Annotated in this window: 18 protein-coding genes; 13 read left to right on the forward strand and 5 right to left on the reverse strand. The window is 62.9% G+C overall.

From position 1 onward, the window contains the following. The first annotated feature begins 243 nt into the window (after positions 1-243). From coxB to DQ230_RS13020, 10 genes are all read left to right on the forward strand, one after another. Positions 244-1,119 (forward strand): cytochrome c oxidase subunit II, encoded by an 876-nt coding sequence (coxB, locus tag DQ230_RS12980; RefSeq protein ID WP_113913042.1) that lies wholly within the window; start codon positions 244-246, stop codon positions 1,117-1,119. Between the two features lie 138 nt (positions 1,120-1,257). Further along, the gene (gene cyoE / locus DQ230_RS12985; RefSeq protein ID WP_113913043.1) at positions 1,258-2,229 is read left to right on the forward strand and encodes a heme o synthase; all 972 of its coding nucleotides are present in this window, start codon (positions 1,258-1,260) and stop codon (positions 2,227-2,229) included. Continuing rightward, the gene (locus DQ230_RS17265; protein WP_203228075.1) at positions 2,229-2,405 is read left to right on the forward strand and encodes a hypothetical protein; all 177 of its coding nucleotides are present in this window, start codon (positions 2,229-2,231) and stop codon (positions 2,403-2,405) included. Before cyoE ends, DQ230_RS17265 begins: the two co-directional genes overlap by 1 nt. Then, positions 2,392-2,976, forward strand: a complete 585-nt coding sequence (locus tag DQ230_RS12990) for a cytochrome c oxidase assembly protein (RefSeq protein WP_113913044.1) — start codon at positions 2,392-2,394, stop codon at positions 2,974-2,976. Before DQ230_RS17265 ends, DQ230_RS12990 begins: the two co-directional genes overlap by 14 nt. A gap of 135 nt (positions 2,977-3,111) precedes the next feature. Then, entirely contained in the window at positions 3,112-3,924 is an 813-nt protein-coding gene (locus DQ230_RS12995; protein ID WP_113913045.1) for a cytochrome c oxidase subunit 3, read from the forward strand. 102 nt (positions 3,925-4,026) lie between these two features. Then, positions 4,027-4,704: an SURF1 family protein gene (locus tag DQ230_RS13000; protein ID WP_113913046.1), complete on the forward strand. Its 678-nt coding sequence runs from the start codon at positions 4,027-4,029 to the stop codon at positions 4,702-4,704. Positions 4,705-4,719: 15 nt separating this feature from the next. Next, a complete protein-coding gene (thrC, locus tag DQ230_RS13005; RefSeq protein WP_113913047.1) occupies positions 4,720-6,108 on the forward strand; it encodes a threonine synthase in 1,389 nt (462 codons plus the stop codon). Beyond that, positions 6,105-7,367, forward strand: a complete 1,263-nt coding sequence (locus tag DQ230_RS13010) for a M16 family metallopeptidase (RefSeq protein ID WP_113913048.1) — start codon at positions 6,105-6,107, stop codon at positions 7,365-7,367. The genes thrC and DQ230_RS13010 overlap by 4 nt, the downstream gene beginning before the upstream one ends. Then, positions 7,367-7,969 (forward strand): GNAT family N-acetyltransferase, encoded by a 603-nt coding sequence (locus DQ230_RS13015; protein WP_162497442.1) that lies wholly within the window; start codon positions 7,367-7,369, stop codon positions 7,967-7,969. The genes DQ230_RS13010 and DQ230_RS13015 overlap by 1 nt, the downstream gene beginning before the upstream one ends. Before the next feature lie 78 nt (positions 7,970-8,047). Next, on the forward strand, positions 8,048-9,466 hold the full coding sequence (locus DQ230_RS13020) for an FAD-binding oxidoreductase (RefSeq protein ID WP_113913050.1): 1,419 nt from the start codon (positions 8,048-8,050) through the stop codon (positions 9,464-9,466). A 63-nt stretch (positions 9,467-9,529) separates the two neighbouring features. On the opposite strand, the gene DQ230_RS13025 is transcribed toward DQ230_RS13020, so the two are convergent. Next, positions 9,530-10,552 carry an extracellular solute-binding protein gene (locus tag DQ230_RS13025; protein ID WP_238987528.1) on the reverse strand — a complete coding sequence of 341 codons (1,023 nt, stop codon included), beginning with the start codon at positions 10,550-10,552 and terminating at the stop codon, positions 9,530-9,532. A 180-nt stretch (positions 10,553-10,732) separates the two neighbouring features. Between DQ230_RS13025 and DQ230_RS13030 the strand changes: the two genes are divergently transcribed. Next, positions 10,733-12,649 (forward strand): acyl-CoA synthetase, encoded by a 1,917-nt coding sequence (locus tag DQ230_RS13030; RefSeq protein ID WP_113913051.1) that lies wholly within the window; start codon positions 10,733-10,735, stop codon positions 12,647-12,649. A gap of 21 nt (positions 12,650-12,670) precedes the next feature. On the opposite strand, the gene hemC is transcribed toward DQ230_RS13030, so the two are convergent. Beyond that, positions 12,671-13,615, reverse strand: coding sequence for a hydroxymethylbilane synthase (gene hemC, locus DQ230_RS13035; RefSeq protein WP_113913052.1), 945 nt, complete (start codon positions 13,613-13,615; stop codon positions 12,671-12,673). A gap of 100 nt (positions 13,616-13,715) precedes the next feature. Between hemC and hemE the strand changes: the two genes are divergently transcribed. Beyond that, positions 13,716-14,759: a uroporphyrinogen decarboxylase gene (hemE, locus tag DQ230_RS13040; protein ID WP_113913053.1), complete on the forward strand. Its 1,044-nt coding sequence runs from the start codon at positions 13,716-13,718 to the stop codon at positions 14,757-14,759. 16 nt (positions 14,760-14,775) lie between these two features. Here the strand turns inward: hemE and DQ230_RS13045 are convergent, their stop codons facing one another. Continuing rightward, on the reverse strand, positions 14,776-15,078 hold the full coding sequence (locus DQ230_RS13045) for an HNH endonuclease (RefSeq protein WP_113913054.1): 303 nt from the start codon (positions 15,076-15,078) through the stop codon (positions 14,776-14,778). Positions 15,079-15,146: 68 nt separating this feature from the next. Between DQ230_RS13045 and DQ230_RS13050 the strand changes: the two genes are divergently transcribed. Then, positions 15,147-16,316: a TIGR03862 family flavoprotein gene (locus tag DQ230_RS13050; RefSeq protein ID WP_113913055.1), complete on the forward strand. Its 1,170-nt coding sequence runs from the start codon at positions 15,147-15,149 to the stop codon at positions 16,314-16,316. On the opposite strand, the gene DQ230_RS13055 is transcribed toward DQ230_RS13050, so the two are convergent. Next, positions 16,313-17,845, reverse strand: a complete 1,533-nt coding sequence (locus tag DQ230_RS13055; protein WP_113913056.1) for a cryptochrome/photolyase family protein — start codon at positions 17,843-17,845, stop codon at positions 16,313-16,315. The two genes, DQ230_RS13050 and DQ230_RS13055, sit on opposite strands and share 4 nt — an antisense overlap. Further along, positions 17,839-18,507, reverse strand: a complete 669-nt coding sequence (locus DQ230_RS13060; protein WP_113913079.1) for an SDR family NAD(P)-dependent oxidoreductase — start codon at positions 18,505-18,507, stop codon at positions 17,839-17,841. Before DQ230_RS13060 ends, DQ230_RS13055 begins: the two co-directional genes overlap by 7 nt. Positions 18,508-18,712: the final 205 nt, after the last annotated feature.

Raw genomic sequence — 18,712 nt, forward strand, 5'->3', positions numbered from 1 at the left:
GGGATTCGGGGCGTGGCGAAGGGCGCGCCGGAGATTATTTTGGCAAGGCGACACTGTGACGCCGATATTTTTGATCTAAATCAGGGCAAAGGTCAGATTGTCACAACCGTCTTTCTTGTCTGTAGCTTCAGAATATGGTTTTAAAGGCTCCAGATACAACGGGGGCTGTCCACCGGGCGGCTGCCCAAGGGGCGGCAGACACCGCGACCACACTATATCCGCTTCAACCGATCAGGGTGCTTTATGCGAAACAAATTCAAACTGACGGCGGCGATGGCCGCGCTAACCGCCCTGCCTGCGATGGCTCAGGACAACCTTGAGGTTGTTGGCAGGCCGACGCAAGGCGGCATGGGCTTCCAGCCTGCCGCGACCGAACTGGCCAGCGATCTGTTCTGGCTGGATGGTATGGTGCTGGTGCTGATCACAATCATCACGCTGTTCGTCGTTTCGCTGCTGGCCTACGCAATCGTGCGTTTCAACCGCAGGGCAAACCCGACGCCGGCAAAATTCACCCACAACTCGCCGATCGAAGTGGCGTGGACCATCGTGCCGATCGTGATCCTGGTCTTTATCGGGGCGTTCTCGCTGCCGGTGCTGTTCAAGCAGCAGGAGATCCCGGAGGGCGACATCAACATCAAGGTCACCGGCTATCAGTGGTACTGGGGCTATGAGTATGTCGACGAGGAATTCGGCTTTGAATCCTTCATGATCGGCGAAGGCAAGGTTCTGAACGACGAAGTCGTCGCCGAACTGGAAGAGGCAGGGTACGGCCGGGAGGATTTCCTGCTGGCCACCGACACTGCCGTTGTCGTCCCTGTCGGCAAGACTGTCGTCATGCAGGTGACCGGCGCCGACGTGATCCACAGCTGGACCATCCCCGCCTTCGGCGTCAAGCAGGACGCGGTGCCCGGCCGCCTTGCGCAGCTGTGGTTCAAGGCCGAGCGTGAGGGCATCTATTTCGGCCAGTGCAGCGAACTGTGCGGCAAGGATCACGCCTATATGCCGATCACCGTCAAGGTCGTCAGCCAGGATGCGTATGATGCGTGGCTGCTGGATGCCAAGGCGCAATATGCCGGGCTGGAGGCACCGCAAAGCTACAAAGTGGCCGCTGCGCAGTAAACGTTGATCCAAAGACGCGCTCGTCTGCATCGGCACCGGGCGCGGGAACTACACAATCGCCCGGCAGTTGCCGGGCGGTATGGGTGCAATAAGACGCTGACAGCGGACAAGGGCAGGTGCCCGGAAGCGGAGTGAAACATGAGCGATGCAAGCCTGAACGCCAGCAATGTGCAGACCTGCGATGCCCAGCCGCAAGAGGCGGGATTCGGCGATTTCTTTGCCTTGCTGAAACCGCGGGTGATGTCGCTGGTAGTGTTCACCGCGCTGGTTGGCCTTCTGGCGGCTCCGGTGCCTGTGCATCCCTTTGTCGGCTTTGTTGCGATCCTGTTCATCGCCATCGGTGGCGGCGCCTCTGGCGCGCTGAACATGTGGTGGGATGCCGATATCGACCGCATCATGAAGCGGACCCGCAGCCGTCCCATTCCCGCAGGGCGCATCACCGAAGGCGAGGCGTTCGGATTTGGCATCGCGCTGTCGGCGATTTCGGTCATCATGCTGGGTCTGGCGACAAATTTCGTCGCTGCCGGGCTGCTGGCATTCACAATCTTTTTCTACGTCGTCATCTACTCCATGTGGCTCAAACGCTGGACGCCGCAGAATATCGTGATTGGCGGCGCTGCCGGCGCATTCCCTCCGATGATCGGCTGGGCGGCGGCGACCGGCGGCATCTCGATTGAATCGGTGTTGATGTTTACGCTGGTGTTCGCATGGACACCGCCGCATTTCTGGGCATTGGCCCTGTTCATGAAGTCCGATTACGACGAGGCCGGCGTGCCGATGCTGACCTCGACCCATGGCCGCCGCGTCACGCGAAACCATATCCTGGCCTACACGATCATTCTGGTGCCGGTGTCCTTTGCGCTGGCCTTCACGTCAATCGGCGGGCCGGCGTATATGATTGCCGCCGTGCTGCTGAACGCGCTGTTCCTGCGCGGCGCATGGGCCATCTGGCGCCGGGACGAGGCGGCAGCACAGGCTGATGGGTATGCCACCGAAAAGAAGGTGTTCAAGCATTCGCTCTACTACCTGTTCGGCCTTTTCGTCGCGATCCTGATCGACGCCACATTGCGCGCCATGGCCATCGTGCCGGCCGCAGGCTGGGTGCTGTAATGTCTTTTCCCAAACAGCACGAAATTCATACCCGCCGCTTTAGCCGCAACCTTGGCCTTGGGCTGGTTCTGGCCGCTTTCGTGGCGCTGATTTTCGGCCTGACGGTGGCCAAGGTCAGTCAGGATGAATTCACGGTTCCGGACGTTGGAAAGGGGGCAAGCTATGGCCAAGACTGATCGCACGCAGCGCACCGCGCTTAAACTGGTCGGAGTTGTGCTGACGATGGGCGCGCTGGCCTGGGCGTCTGTGCCGTTCTACGACTGGTTTTGCCGCGTCACCGGCTTTGGCGGTGTGACCGGCGTGGCCGCTGCCGAATCGGATGTGGTTCTGGACCAGACCATCAAGGTCCGCTTTGACGGCAGCCTGTCGCGCGACATGCCCTGGGAATTCAAGCCTGAGGTCCGCGAAATGGAGTTGCGCATCGGCGAGACTGGGCTCGCATTTTACGAGGCGTACAACCCGACGGATCGCCCGGTGGCCGGGCAGGCGTCCTATAACGTGACACCCTACGAGGCGGGCGGTTTTTTCGAAAAGATCGAGTGCTTTTGCTTCACCGAACAGGTGCTGCAACCGGGCGAGCGTGTGGATATGCCGGTGACGTTTTACGTCGATCCGGCCATCGTGACAGACCGCGATGCGAAATATACCAAGGTCATCACCCTGTCCTACACATTTTACGAGATCGACCTGCCTGAAAAACAGGCGGCACTTGCGCAAGACGACGAAACCGGTAGAAACGTAAATTAAACGGCTGCGGGCGCACCCGAAAGGGTCCGTTTCAGGCCGTAACGAAGCAAAAGAACGTCGCACAGAAGGTCGCGCTTAGCCATTTGTAAGGTTTTGAGCGATATGTCTGAGGCCCGTCCACGAGGGAACACTAAGATGGCACACGAAAAGAACCACGACTACCACATTCTACCCCCGTCTTTATGGCCCCTCCTGGGGTCGGTCGCGGCGTTCGTCATGTTGTTCGGCGCCGTTCTGTGGATGTCGCCGCAGGTTGACAACAACCAGCCATGGCTGTTCCTGGCCGGGCTTGCGGGCGTGCTGTATACCATGTTCGGCTGGTGGTCGGAAACCGTGGCAGAAAATCAGGCGGGTGATCACACGCCGGTGGTGCGGATCGGCCTGCGCTACGGCTATATCATGTTCATCATGTCCGAAGTGATGTTCTTTGCCGCATGGTTCTGGGCGTTTTTCAAAAATGCGATGTACCCGATGGGCGAATTTTCGCCCGGTATCGACGGTGTCTGGCCTCCCGTGGGTATCGAGACGTTCGATCCTTGGCATCTGCCGCTGATCAACACGCTGATCCTGCTTTGCTCGGGCGCGGCGGCAACATGGGCGCACCACGCCCTGGTGCATGAAAACAACCGCGAAGACATGAAGAAAGGTCTGGCGCTGGCTGTTGTTCTGGGCATCCTGTTCACCATCTTCCAGCTTTACGAATACAGCCACGCGGCGTTCGGTTTTTCCGGCAACGTCTATGGTGGCATCTTCTTCATGACCACGGGCTTCCACGGCTTTCACGTCTTTATCGGCACGATCTTTCTGTTCATCTGCCTTCTGCGCACGATGCGCGGCCATTTCACCCCCGACAATCACATCGGGCTTGAGGCGGCGGCATGGTATTGGCATTTCGTCGATGTTGTCTGGTTGTTCCTGTTTGCAGCGATCTACATCTGGGGCGGCTGAACAGTCGGATAAAACTCTGCACTGCGCGGGGATTCGTACAACATTAGAAAAATGCGGAAGGGACAGCCTTCCGCATTTTTGCCTTGAAGAGGATCACAGGTGATGCGGCGGATCGCGGTTCCACTGATATTTGGTCTGCTGGGCGCGGCCATTTTATTGTCGCTGGGGGTTTGGCAGTTGCAGCGCCTGACATGGAAGCAGGCCATCCTGGCGGATATCGACGCGCGCATCGCGGGCGCCCCGGCGTCCCTGCCGCAGCAGATTGATCCAGAGCGCGATAAATACAGCCCTGTCACCGTCACCGGCGCGTTGGCGGCCCCCGAATTGCATGTTCTGGTCGGGGCCAAGGACTTGGGCGCGGGATATCGCCTGATCCAACCGCTGGAGGTCGGATCCCGCCGCATTATGGTCGATCGCGGATTTGTCCCGCTGGAGGCGAAAGACGCGCCGCGCGCGATGGGCAATGTGCGCCTGATTGGCAATCTGCACTGGCCGCAGGAAACGGACAGTTACACCCCTGCGCCGGATCTGGACGAGAATATATGGTTTGCCCGCGATGTCCCTGCCATGGCCGCCGCGTTGGAGACCGAGCCTGTGTTGCTGGTTGTTCGCAGCCAAGAGGGCGGCACGCCGGACAGTATAACGCCCCTGCCGGTTGGCAGTGCGGGAATTGCGAACGACCATTTACAATACGCGATCACTTGGTTCTCACTGGCCCTTATCTGGCTGGCGATGACAGGCTATCTGCTGTGGCGCGTGCGCCGCGTCGCGCAAAACTGATGTGAGGTTTGAGACATGAAATATATCTCCACGCGGGGTCAGGCCCCGATCCTGAGCTTTGAAGAGGCGATGCTGACGGGGCTTGCGCGCGACGGCGGCTTGTACCTGCCTGAAACCATCCCCCAGATGTCTCAGGCAGAGATCGCCGCGCTTGCGGGCCTGAGCTATGAGGAGGCGGCGTTTCGCATCATGCGCCCCTATATCGGCGACGCGTTCACCGATACCGAATTTCAGGACATCATCGCGCGCGCCTATGCCGGATTTGCCCATGCCGCACGTGCGCCCCTCGTGCAGCTGGCGCCGGGGCATCACTTGCTGGAGCTGTTTCACGGCCCGACCTTGGCGTTCAAGGATTTCGCGATGCAGCTGATCGGCCAGCTGTTCGAGGCATCGCTCAAACGCAGCGGCAGCCGCGTTTGCATCGTGGGTGCGACCAGCGGCGATACCGGGTCCGCTGCAATCGACGCGTTTCGCGGGCTGGAGATGGTGGATGTGTTCATCCTTTATCCGCACGGTCGCGTATCCGAGGTGCAGCGCCGCCAGATGAGCACCCCGACCGAAGGGAACGTGCATGCCTTGGCGATGACCGGCCATTTTGACGATTGTCAGGCCCGCGTTAAGGATATGTTCAATGATTTCGCGTTTCGTGATGCTGTCGGCCTTGCCGGGGTCAACAGCATCAACTGGGCGCGCGTTCTGGCGCAGGTGGTGTATTATTTCACCTCTGCCGTTGCGTTGGGCGCACCGCATCGCAAGGTCAGCTTTACCGTGCCGACAGGTAATTTCGGGGACGTCTTTGCCGGCTATATCGCCAAACGCATGGGGCTGCCCATCGACCGTCTGGTTGTGGCGACAAACCAGAACGACATCCTGCACCGCTGCCTGAGCGGCGGCGGCTACACCCCGGACGGGGTCATCCCGTCGATCAGCCCGTCGATGGACATTCAGGTGTCCTCCAACTTCGAACGCGCGCTGTTCGAGGCATATGACCGCGATGCGCCCGCCACCGCCCAACTGATGGAGGAACTGAAGGCCGGCGGGTTCACCGTCAGCCAGGGCGCGCTTGAGGCCCTGCGCGAGACGTTCGATTCCGGCCGCGCGGACGAGGATCAGACCCGCGCCGCGATTCGCCGCACGTGGGAGCAGACCGGCGAATTGCTGTGCCCGCACGGCGCCATCGGCGTGCATGTGGCCGAGCAGCATCTGGACCCCGCCACCCCGATGATTACGCTGGCCACGGCGCATCCGGCCAAATTCCCCGCAGCGGTGGAGGAGGCGAGCGGCCAGCACCCCCCCTTGCCCCCGCATATGGCGGACCTGTATGAGCGGGATGAACGGATCACCGAGGTCGACAATGACCTTGGCGCCATCGAGACCCTCATCAAAGAACGGATCGCGCGTTGACGGTAAACCTGACCACACTTTCCAACGGCTTTCGCGTCGTGACCGAGGCGATGCCGGGCCTGCAATCGGCGGCCGTTGGCGTCTGGGTGCTGGCCGGTGCGCGCAACGAAGAGACGGCGCAGAACGGCATTGCGCATTTTCTGGAGCATATGGCGTTCAAGGGCACGCACCGCCGCAGCGCCCTGCAAATAGCCGAGGCGATCGAGGATGTGGGCGGCTATATCAACGCCTATACCAGCCGCGAAGTCACTGCGTATTACGCCCGTGTGCTGAAGGATGACGTGCCGCTGGCGCTGGACGTGGTTGGGGATATCCTGCGTCATTCGACGTTTGACCCCAAGGAAATAGAGATTGAACGCGGCGTGATCTTGCAGGAAATCGGTCAGGCGCTGGATACGCCCGATGACATCATTTTCGACTGGCTACAGGAAAAGGCGTATCCCGATCACCCGCTGGGCCGTGCCATCCTCGGCCAGCACGAAGGGGTGGCGCGCTTCAGCCGCGCCGATCTGACCGGCTTTGTCGATCAGCATTACCGCCCCGGCCAGATGGTGCTGTCGGCGGCAGGCGCGGTCGATCACGACGCACTGGTCAAGGCTGCTGAGGCGATGTTTGGCGATATGGCACAGGGCGATGCGCCCATCGCGCCGCCCGCGCGGTTTCAGGGCGGCGAAAGCCGCACCATCAAGACGCTGGAGCAGGCGCATATGGCGCTGGCATTCGAATCGCCCGCCTATGGCGACGACCAGATCCATGCGGCGCAGATCTATGCCACCGCCCTGGGCGGCAGCATGTCATCGCGCCTGTTTCAGGAAATCCGCGAAAAGCGGGGGCTGTGCTACACGATCTACGCGCAAGCGGGCGCCTATGCGGATACCGGCATGATGACGGTCTATGCGGGCACATCGGGCGAATCCATGGTGGGCCTTGCCGAGATCACGATTGACGAGATGAAACGCGCGGCTGGCGATATGCGCCCCGACGAGATTGAGCGCGCCCGCGCCCAGATGAAGGCCGGGCTGCTGATGGGGCTGGAGAGCCCCAGCAACCGGGCCGAGCGTCTGGCGCGGATGATCCAGATCTGGGGCCGTGTGCCGGGGCTGGAAGAAGTGGTAGAGAAAATTGATGCCGTGACGCTGGCGGATGTGCGCACACTGGCCGAGACAATCGCGCAGGATGCGCCTGCCGCGCTTGCGCTGTACGGGCCGGTGCAGGATGCGCCGACGCTGGAGGCCCTCCAGACACGGCGCGCGGCCTGATGTTTTTGCCGCGTCGCAAGGTCCGCATCGAAACCGAGCGGCTGACCCTGCGCCAGCCCGCCATGCCTGATTTTCGGGACTGGGTGCATTTGCGGCGCAGCAGTGCCGCATTTCTCAGCCGCTGGGAGCCAAGCTGGGCTGCCGATCACCTGTCGCGCAAGGGCTTTGCCAACCGTGTTTACTGGGCACAGCGCAGCATTACGGGCGGCACGGCGCTGCCGCTGTTTTTGATCCGGCGCGAGGATGACCGCCTGCTGGGCGCGATCACGCTGGATAACCTGCGGCGCGGTCCCAGCCAGTCGGGAACGCTGGGCTATTGGATCGGCGAGAGCCATGCGCGGCAGGGCTACATGCGCGAGGCGATTCAGGCGGTGTCGCATTACGCATTTGACCGTTTGGACATCAGCCGGATCGAGGCGGCGTGTCTGCCCTCGAATACCGCATCGCGCGGATTGCTGGAGAAATGCGGCTTTAAGTACGAGGGTGTCGCACAAAGCTATCTTCAGATTGACGGGCGGTGGCGCACGCATGTTCTGTATGCCGCGCTGCGCCATGACAGGCGCGGTCGCAGCGATGCGGGGCTGCTGGAAATAGGGCTGTAGGACAAGAAAATTCTGCGAATTTTCCGGCGCGCCGCTTTGGCCGTTCACGCGGGGCGGTAACGGCGTTAGTGTCGCGCTATGAAAAATGATGCCTCACATGCCACCTTTCTGAATGATCTGAAATCGGCGCTGCCGCCTGCCGCGCTGCGCGATCCCGCCCCGCGCTATCTGCACGAGCCACGCGGCCGTTGGACAGGTCACGCCTGCGCTATCGTTGCGCCTGAAACGGCCGGGCAGGCGGCCAGTGCGCTGCGCCTTGCGGCGGCGGCGGGCGTGCCGGTTGTGCCGTTTGGCGGCGGCACGGGCCTGGTGGGCGGACAGGTGGCCGATGGCGGTGCGGCGCCGCTGCTGATTTCGCTGGAGCGGATGACGCGGATCCGCGCGATCTATCCTGACGAGAACGCAATGGTGGTCGAGGCGGGCGCGATCCTTTCGGATGTGCATGACGCAGCCAGCGCCGCCGGGCGGCTGTTCCCGCTCAGCATTGCGGCCAAGGGCAGCGCGCGTATTGGCGGGCTGCTGGCGACAAATGCGGGCGGCGTCAATGTGCTGCGCTATGGCAACGCGCGTGATCTGTGTCTGGGGCTGGAGGTGGTGATGCCGTCGGGCGACATCTGGCACGGCCTGAAACGCCTGCGCAAGGACAACACCGGCTACGATCTGCGCAATCTTCTGATCGGCTCCGAGGGGACGCTGGGCCTGATCACGGCGGCGACGCTGAAACTGGCGCCGCGCCCGGCGGGGGAGGGGACGGCGCTGATCGTGGTGGACAGCCCGGCCGCCGCCCTTAAACTGCTGGCGCTTGCACGCGACCACATGGGCGAGGGGGTCAGCGCGTTTGAGTTGATGCATCGCCAATGTCTGGCATTTCTGGCCGAAACGATGCCGCAGGTCCGGCAACCGTTTGCGGATCCGCCTGAATGGTTCGTCCTGATTGACGTGGGCCTTGCGCGGGGGCTGGACCCGGCGGGCGCCTTGGCTGCCTTGTTCGCAGACGCGCTGTCGGCGGGGCTGGCGTCAGACGGGCTGATTGCCCAGTCCGAAGCGCAGCGGGCCGATTTTTGGTCCCTGCGCGAATCGGTGCCGGAGGCGAACAGGCATATCGGCTCGGTCAGCTCGCACGATGTGTCGCTGCCCTTGGGCGCGGTGGCCGAGTTCATCGAACGAGGGGCAGAGGTGATCGGCGCGATTGGTCAGTTTCGCATCAACTGCTTTGGGCATCTGGGCGACGGCAACCTGCATTACAACGTGTTTCCAATGCCGGGCCATAGCCGCGCCGACCATGAGGACCAGCGCGATACGATCAAGCGCGCGGTGCATGATCTGGTACATGACATGGAGGGATCAGTCAGTGCCGAACATGGCATCGGGCGCCTGAAAGTGGAGGATCTGGAACGTTACGCCGACCCGGCCAAGCTGGCCGCGATGCGGGCGATCAAGGCGGCGCTGGACCCTCAGGGCATCATGAATCCGGGCGCCGTTCTGCGCGTGCCATAGCGCGGCAGAACGAAAAAACGGGCCCGAAGGCCCGTTTTGAAGTGGCAACTTGGCAGCCGGGCTTTACTGCCAGTTCACCGCGTTGAAAATCTCCTGCGCCTGCTTGGCATTGGCCGAGAAGGATGCCGTGGGCGTCGACGTATCGGGCACGAAGAAGCCAAGGCGCGCGGTATCTGCGTCCAGACCGACACCCGGCACCGCGGGATATTCATTGTTCTGGTTGGCGAAATGGTACTGTGCGTACTCGCCGGTCAGGAATTCCAGCAGGGCCAGCGCCTCTTCCGGGTTGGGGGAGGATTTGGCCATCGCGGCGGCGGTCAGGTTCAGGTGGGCGCCGCGGCCGCTTTGGTTGGGCCAGACCCAGCCGATGCTGTCGATCTTGGCGCTCAGCCCTTCGACGTCCGAATCGAAGCCGCGCAGGAAGTAATAGTGGTTGGCAACGGCGATATCGCATTCGCCCGACACAAGGCCGCGCAGCTGGTCGGTGTCGCCGCCCTGCGGTGCGCGCGCCATGTTGTCGACAACGCCCTGCGCCCACTCCTTGGCGGCATCAGCGCCATCCGCCTCGATGATCGAGGCCAGAAGCGACTGGTTGTAGACGTTGGAGGAGGAGCGGATGCAGATCTGGCCCTTGTACTCGGGATCGGCCAGCGCCTCGTAAGTGCGGGGCGGGTTTTCGACGCGCTCCTTGTCGTAGAAGATGATGCGCGCGCGCTGGCTGACGCCGAACCACAGATCGTCGGGGTGGCGCAGGTGCGACGGCACCGCATTGTCGACGACGTCGCTGTCATACGCCTGAAGCACGCCGGCCTCTTCGGCGCGGGCCATGCGGCCGGCATCGACGGTGATCAGCACGTCGGCGGGGCTGTTGTCGCCCTCGGCCTCAAGACGGGCAATCAGCTCGTCTGCCTTGCCTTCGATGCGGTTGACGGTGATGCCCGTCTGCTTGGTAAACTCTTCGTAAAGAGCATCGTCGCTGTCGTAATGACGCGAGGAATAGACATTGACCTCGGCGGCCATGGCCGCGCTTGAGATGGCGATCAGGCTGGTCGCCGCAATCAGGCGGGCGGTGAGGGTGGTCAGCATAAGAGGTGTCCTAACAGTATCCGACAAAATTCATGGGGCATTACTGACTTTCCCGACTAAATTAGTCAAGCAAGATTTACCGCCGATCCTTCGGCAGTTTTGCAGTTGGCCTTGCGCCAACTCGGGATCGCGCCCATTCTGACCGGCAATCGGCCCGCTGCGCCGGCCAGAGGAGGTTTGATGACATTCGCGAACCGGCAGGATGCGCTTGATATTCAGTCGGAAATGCCGTGGCAGGCCCGCCCGCGCCCCGAAACGGTGTACGCCATGCTGCGCGCGACCGTCCGCGCGCACCCGGACCGCCCGGCGATCAGCTATCAGCTGACCTCGGGCGCGCGCGATCCGGCGCAAACCCTGACATGGGCGCAGTTTCACACCGATGTGTGCCGCGCGGCGAACCTGTTTCGCAGCCTTGGCGTGGGCGCAAATGACGCGGTCGCGCTGATCCTGCCGAACACGCTGGAGACGGCCAGCGCCACTTTGGGCGCGATGATTGCGGGCATTGTTGCGCCGATCAACCCGCTGCTGGAGCCGGAACAGATCGCTGCCCTGCTGCGCGAGACGGGCGCGCGCGTCGTCGTCACGCTGAAGGCATTTCCAAAGACGGATATCGCCGCGAAAACCGCCGAGGCCGTGCGCCACGCGCCCAGAGTGCGCACGGTGCTGGAGGTGGATCTGAACCGCTATCTGAGGCCACCGAAAAGCTGGCTGGTGCCGTTTTTGCGGCCCAGGGATGACGGCGTAGAGCGCGCCGATGTGCTGGGCTGGACCCGCGAGATCGCCCGCCAGCCTGACGCGCTGACGTTTGAAGATAGCGCCACGGACCGCGTCGCCGCCTATTTCCACACCGGCGGCACCACGGGCATGCCCAAGATGGCGCAGCATCGCTATTCCGGGATGGTCTATAACGGCTGGCTGGGCGACCGGCTGCTGTTTGACGAAACCGACGTGCTGATGTGCCCGCTGCCGCTGTTTCACGTGTTTGCCTGTCATGTGGTGTTGATGTCGGCGCTGAAATCGGGCGCGCATGTGATCCTGCCCACCCCGGCGGGGTATCGCGGCGACGGTGTGATCGGGAATTTCTGGAAGCTGTGCGAACGCTGGGGCGTGACGTTTGTCATCACCGTGCCAACCGCCGTTGCCGCCCTGATGCAGCGCAAGGTTGATGCGGATATCAGCCGCGTCAAAAACGCCTTTTCCGGCAGCGCGCCGATGCCGCTGGAGCTGTTCAAGCGGTTCGAATCGGCCACTGGCATGAGCGTTATCGAAGGCTACGGCCTGACCGAGGCGACCTGCCTTGTGTCCTGCAACCCGCCCGAGGGGGCAAAAAAGGTCGGCTCGGTCGGTATTCCGCTACCCTATACGGATGTCAAAATTCTGCGCGGTACGGATGATGGCCCGATCGAATGCCAGCCCGACGAGGTCGGCGAGATTTGCATCAGCAATCCCGGCGTTTACGTGGGCAATACCTATACCGACCCGGCCCGCAATCGCGAGCTGTTTCACGGCGATCACCTGCGCACCGGCGATCTGGGCCGGATCGACCCCGACGGGTATCTGTGGATCACAGGCCGCGCCAAGGATCTGATCATTCGCGGCGGTCACAACATCGACCCCGCCGACATCGAAGAGGCGCTGATGGCCCATTCCGCCGTTGCCGGCGCCGGCGCGATTGGCCAGCCGGATGCCCATGCGGGCGAATTGCCCTGCGCCTATGTCGAACTGGTCGACGGCGGCGAGGTCACCACCGATGCGTTGCTGGAGCATTGCCGCCAGCGCGTGCGCGAACGCGCCGCCGTGCCGAAATACATCGAAATTCTGGATGAGTTGCCGAAAACCGCCGTGGGCAAGGTGTTCAAACCGGACCTGCGCAAGCGCGCCATCGCCCGCGTCTATGATGCGGCGCTGAAGGATGCGGGCAGCGCGGCCCGCGTGGCCGAGGTGATGGACGATAAAAAACGCGGTCTTGTGGCGCTGGTGGACCGACACGGCGAGACTGACGATACCCGCGTGTCCGAGGTTCTGGGGCAATTCACCCGGCCATGGGACTGGGATGACACCGATGCGGAGCTTGCTCCCAAGGACGATCCGACCTAGGCGCCGCAGGCTTGCACTGCATTACCGCCAGTCAAAAAATCCCGGCCCGGCCTCTTTCAGCATGTCCGCCGCCATGGCGCGGCCCAGGTCCGCGCCGTCCGCAATCGGCGCGCTGCGCGCATCCCTGATGGTTTGCGACCCATCCGGGCGCAGCACTTCGCCGCGCAGATGCAGCGTGTCGCCGTCCAGTTCCGCCAGACCCGCAATCGGCGTCTCGCAGGATCCGTCCAGCGCAGCAAGGAACGCCCGCTCGGCCGCCAGCCTTTGGCCGGTGGTGGCGTCATGAATCGCGCTCAGCATTTCGGCGGCGCGGCTGTCATCCGCGCGCCGCTCGATCCCGATGGCGCCTTGTGCAATGGCGGGCAGCATCTCGGACGGGTCCAGCGCACTGCGCGCCACCTCTTCGCGGCCCAGCCGCTTCAATCCCGCCATGGCCAGGAATGTGCAGGCGGCAACGCCGTCATCCAGTTTCTTCAACCGGGTCTGCACATTGCCGCGAAATTCGACCACGTCCAGATGCGGATAGGCCACCAGCACCTGCGCCCGGCGCCGCAATGACGATGTGCCCACTTTCGCGCCTTCCGGCAAATCCGACAACTGTGCGTATTCTGCCGACACAAACCCGTCGCGCACATCCTCGCGCGGCAGGTAGGTGTCCAGCAGCAGACCGCCGGGCTGAAGCGTCGGCATGTCCTTCATCGAATGGATGGCGATGTCGATGCCGCCGGACAGCAGCGCATCCTCGATCTCGCGGGTGAACAGACCCTTGCCGCCGATCTCTTTCAGCGGGCGGTCGATGATCCGGTCGCCAGTCGTCTTGATCACCACGATCTGAAACGCCTCATGCGGCAGATCGAACGCGGCAGCAAGGCGCGCGCGTGTTTCATTCGCCTGGGCAAGGGCCAGGGGCGATCCGCGCGTGCCCAGTTTCAACGGGGCCATGGGTGTGGGCAATTGCAATGTCATGCGGGTGGTTTAGGTGTGACAGGGGCGCAAGGCAAGAGAGGCCGCGCTTGACTTCCATTGCCGGGAGGGCGACGACCGCTGCAAAATGAGAGGATGCATCATGGCCAACCAGACATCAGACAAGACAATCCTGCGCGCCCTGGCGGGCGAGACGCAACACACGCCCCCCATCTGGATGATGCGTCAGGCCGGCCGCTACCTGCCCGAATACAAGGCGACACGCGCCGAGGCCGGCGATTTTCTGTCGCTGTGCTATAATCCCGATTTGGCGACCGAGGTCACGCTTCAGCCGATCCGCCGCTTTGGGTTTGATGCCGCGATCCTCTTTGCCGATATTCTGCTGGTGCCTCAGGCGCTGGGCGCGGATCTGTGGTTTGTCACCGGCGAGGGGCCACGCCTGTCCACCATCACGGGCGAGGCCGATTTTGCCCAGCTGCGCGGCGTGGACGATATTCACGAGACGCTGTCGCCGATCTATCAGACCGTGCGCAATCTGGCCTCGGCCTTGCCCAAGGAAACCACGCTGATCGGGTTTGCCGGCGCGCCGTGGACCGTGGCCACCTACATGATCGCCGGGCAGGGCACGCCCGACCAAGGGCCCGCGCACGCGCTGAAAGGCACCCACCCGGCGGTGTTCGATGCGCTGATCGAGCTGATCACAGCCGCGACGATCGAATACCTGTCGGCCCAGATTGATGCCGGCGCCGAAGTGGTCAAGCTGTTCGACAGCTGGGCCGGATCGCTGCGCGGCGACGATTTTCAGCGTTACGCGCTGGAGCCGACCCGCCAGATCATCGCCGCGCTCAAGGCGCGCCACCCCGATACGCCGATCATCGCCTTTCCGCGTCAGGCCGGCGACGCCTATATCGGCTTTGCCAAGGCAACCGGCGCCGATTGCGTTGCGGTCGATAATTTCGTCACCGCCGAATGGGTGGCCGAACATGTGCAGCCCGATGGCTGCGTGCAGGGCAATCTGAAATCAACGCATATGGTCACTGGCGGTGCGGAACTGGTCAGCGAAACGCAGCGCATCGTGCGCGCGCTGCGGGGTGGGCCGCATATCTTCAACCTTGGGCATGGCATCACGCCCGATGCGGACCCCGATAACGTGCAGCTGATGATCGACACGGTGCGCAGCGCCTGAAAATTCGCAGAATTTTCTAGGGCCGCTTGCGCAGTCTTTTCGGCGTTTTCGAGTGAAACGCAGGCGGCCTTTTGCGCACCCAGGCGATGAACTTGGCCAGCCTGGGATGCGCGCGCAGTGCCTCGGGCGTGTTATAGTCGCGCGCCAGTTCGGCTTCGGTCAGGGTCGCGTGAATCTCGTTATGGCAGATCTGATGCACGCGTACGACCGGCCCGCCCTTGCCGCCCTTCAGCTTGGGCGTCAGGTGATGCAGGCTCTGCTTGGCGTCCGGCGGTATCGGGCGCAGGCAGATAGGGCATATTGGGGTGACGTTTTCTATCGGTTGATCCTCGCGGCGCTCACAGCCAAAAGGATGGCGCGGTACTCCGCAGAGGCAAGAGGCATAGATTGGAAAATTCCCCCGAAGCGCTGATCATCGGCGCAGGCCCCGCCGGGCTGATGGCCGCTGAAATCTTGGGCAGCGCCGGCCATTCCGTCACGGTGGCCGAGGCGAAACCATCGCCCGCGCGCAAGTTTCTCATGGCCGGTAAATCCGGTCTGAACCTGACCAAGGCCGAAGACATGGACGCCTTTCTGGCAGCCTATGGCGCGGGCGCCGCGCCGATATATCCCATGCTGCGCGCATTTGGCCCGGACGCGGTACAGGATTGGGCGCGCGCCCTGGGCCAGCCGCTGTTTACCGGATCGACGGGGCGGGTTTTTCCCAACGCGATGAAGGCATCGCCGCTGCTGCGCGCGTGGCTGGCACGGCTGGACAGCCTTGGCGTGCGTATCCAGCGCCGCTGGCGCTGGCAGGGCTGGGATGGGGGCGCGCTGCTGATCCATACACCGGACGGCCTGCGCCGCCTGACACCGCGCGCGACCGTGCTGGCCTGCGGCGGCGCATCCTGGGCGCGGCTGGGATCGGATGGTGCCTGGGCGGCGCATCTGCCGGGGCAGGTGGCGCCGTTTCAGCCCGCAAACATGGGCTTTGCGGTGGATTGGTCGCCCCATATGCAGCGGTATCTGGGCGCGCCGGTCAAGGGGATTGCCCTGCGTGCGGGATCGCAAACCTCACGCGGCGAAATCGTGATCAGCCGCGCAGGCATCGAGGGCGGCGGCATCTATGAGGTGTCGCGCGCCATGCGCGAGGGCGCGCCGTTGCTGCTGGACCTGATGCCTGACCTGACGGCCGAGGATCTGCGCGCGCGGCTGGGCCGCCCGCGCGGCAAGCAAAGCGTGGCCAACCATTTGCGCAAGGCGCTGAAATGGGCGCCCGAGAAACAGGCGCTGCTGATGGAGTTCGCCCGCCCGCTGCCCGACGATCTGGCGCCGCTCATCAAGGCGTTGCCGGTCATTCATCACGGACCGTTACCGATGGATCAGGCGATCTCGACGGCGGGCGGACTGCGCTTTGATGCGCTGGATACCGGCCTTATGCTGAAGGATCGCCCCGGCACGTTTGCGGCGGGCGAAATGCTGGATTGGGAGGCGCCGACCGGCGGCTATCTGATCACGGCCTGCCTTGCCACGGGCCGCCATGCCGGGCGCGCGGCGGCGGATTGGCTGGCACGCTAGACGGTTTCGCCATCGTCCAGTTTTTGCAGAATCGCATCGGCGGTTTGCAGCATCGTCTTGCGTTTATCCTCGTTCATCTTGTCCCAACTGCGATAGATCATGCCCATCCGGTGATTGCCTTCAAACCGGTCCCTGTGCCGGTCAAGAAAATGCCAGTAGAGCGTGTTGAACGGGCAGGCATCTGGCCCTGTCTTGTCTTCCACCGAATACGCGCAAGAGCCGCAATAATCGGACATCTTGTTGATATAATTGCCCGAACTCACATAAGGCTTCGACGCGATGATACCGCCATCGGCCCATTGGCTCATCCCGATGGTATTGGGCGCCTCTACCCACTCGAAGGCGTCGATGTAAACCGACAGATACCATTCATGCACCTCGGCCGGCGCGATGCCGACCAGCAGCGCGAAATTACCTGTCACCATCAGCCGCTGGATGTGGTGCGCATACCCCTCGGATTCGGTCTGGCCTATCGCATGGGCCATGCAATTCATCCGCGTTTCTTCGCCCCAATACATCGCTGGCAGCGCGCGGTCATGGCCCAGCACGTTGCGCGTGGTATAATCCGGCCCCTCGCGGAAATAGAGCCCGCGCACATATTCGCGCCAGCCGATGATCTGGCGGATGAACCCCTCCGCGGCGTTGATCGGAACTTTCCCCTCCTTCCACGCCTGTTCTACGCGCTGGCACACTTCCAAAGGGTTAAGAAGGCCCAGATTCATGTAGGGCGACAGCAGGGAATGATGCAGAAAGGCATCGTCTTGCAGCATCGCATCCTGATAATCGCCGAACCCTTCCAGCAGGTATTTCACGAAGTGGTCGAGCGCGCGCAGCGCCTGACCGCGCGTGACGGCAAAATGAAACGGGCGTAACGTGCCGAAATTACTGGCAAAACGGCCCTCGACCAGTTGCAGGACGTTCTCTGTCACGTCATCGGGGGTGAACTGCATCGGCGCGCTGCGCAGCATGTCGGCCTGCGCCGGTTTGCGGTTGTCGTGGTCGAAATTCCACTTGCCGCCTGCCGGATCATCGCCCTCCATCATCAGCCCGGTCTTGCGCCGCATCTGGCGATAGAAATACTCCATCCGCAGCTCTTTGCGCCCCTCGGCCCATGCGTCAAACTCGTCCAGAGACGCGATAAAGCGGTCATCGGCCAGCAGGTGCACCTTTAGCGGCATCTCCTCCAGCGCGGTGATCAGGCGCCATTCGCCGGGGCTTGTGGCGATCACGTCGCTGGCGCCATGCGCCTCCGCGCGGCGCAAAAGCTCGCCGGGGATCGTGCCGGAGTTGCCTGGATCGTCCAGCTTGGTATAGGCGACGGTCCAACCGTCTGCCTCAAGGCTGGCCGCAAAATGGCGCATGGCGGCCAGCACCAGCGCGATCTTCTTGGGGTGGTGCGGGACATATTCAGTCTCGCCCGCGACTTCGGCCATCACGACGATGTCGCGCGCCTTATCCGCGGCGCAAAGCGCGCTGATCTCCTCGCTCAGCTGGTCGCCCAGAACCAGTACCAGCCGCGGCGCTACCACTCCACGCGCTCGCCCTGCCAGTCGAAGAACTGGCCGCTTTGTCGCGGGCTTAGCCCCTCCAAGACCGACAGCAGGTTATGGGCCGCCTCGTCCGGCGTGACGGTGGGGTGATTGCCGGCGAATTTCGCAGTCAGATCGGTCTGTACCGTGCCGGGGTGCAGCGCGACGCACACGGCCTCGCGGTGGGTGCGTTTCAGCTCGATCGCGGCGGAGTGGATCATCTGGTTCAGCGCGGCCTTGGCGGTGCGGTAAGAGTACCAGCCGCCCATCTTGTTATCGCCAATGGACCCGACGCGCGCCGAAAGGGCGGCGAAACAGCTGGGGCCGTTGCGCGGCAGGCGGTGCAGCGCGTGTTTCATCACCAGCGACGGACCGATGCAATTTACGGAAAATTGGGCGACCATGGCCTGCGCATCCAGCTCTTTCAGCGCCTTTTCCGGGCCGTTGCCGTTCAGCTCCAGCGCGCCGGTGGCAACGAAAATCAGCTGAAATTCACCTTCCACCCGGTCCAGCACCTCCTTGACGCTGGCCTCGTCCGTGATGTCGAGGCCATCGGCACTGCGCGACAGCGCTGTCACCTCGCTGCCGTTTTGTTGCAATTTCGCGGTGATCGCACTGCCGATACCGCCCGAGGCGCCGATGATGAGGGATCTATGTGTCATGCCTGAAAGTGTAGGCGGGCGGCGCGGCGCTTCAACGCCATGCAGATAAAAAAGCGCCTTTTCATCGCGGCGCGCTTTGCGTAACGTGGCGCGCATGAACATGACGCAGCATATCGCCCCTGACGCACACGGCCCGCGCCGTGCGCTGATTGCTGCCCTGCTGCTAAGCCGCCTCTGAGCGTGCCTGCCCGGCGCGAACGCTCAG

Source organism: Roseovarius dicentrarchi (genome assembly GCF_003316635.1).
In the GTDB taxonomy this organism is placed as follows: Bacteria; Pseudomonadota; Alphaproteobacteria; order Rhodobacterales; family Rhodobacteraceae; genus Roseovarius; species Roseovarius dicentrarchi.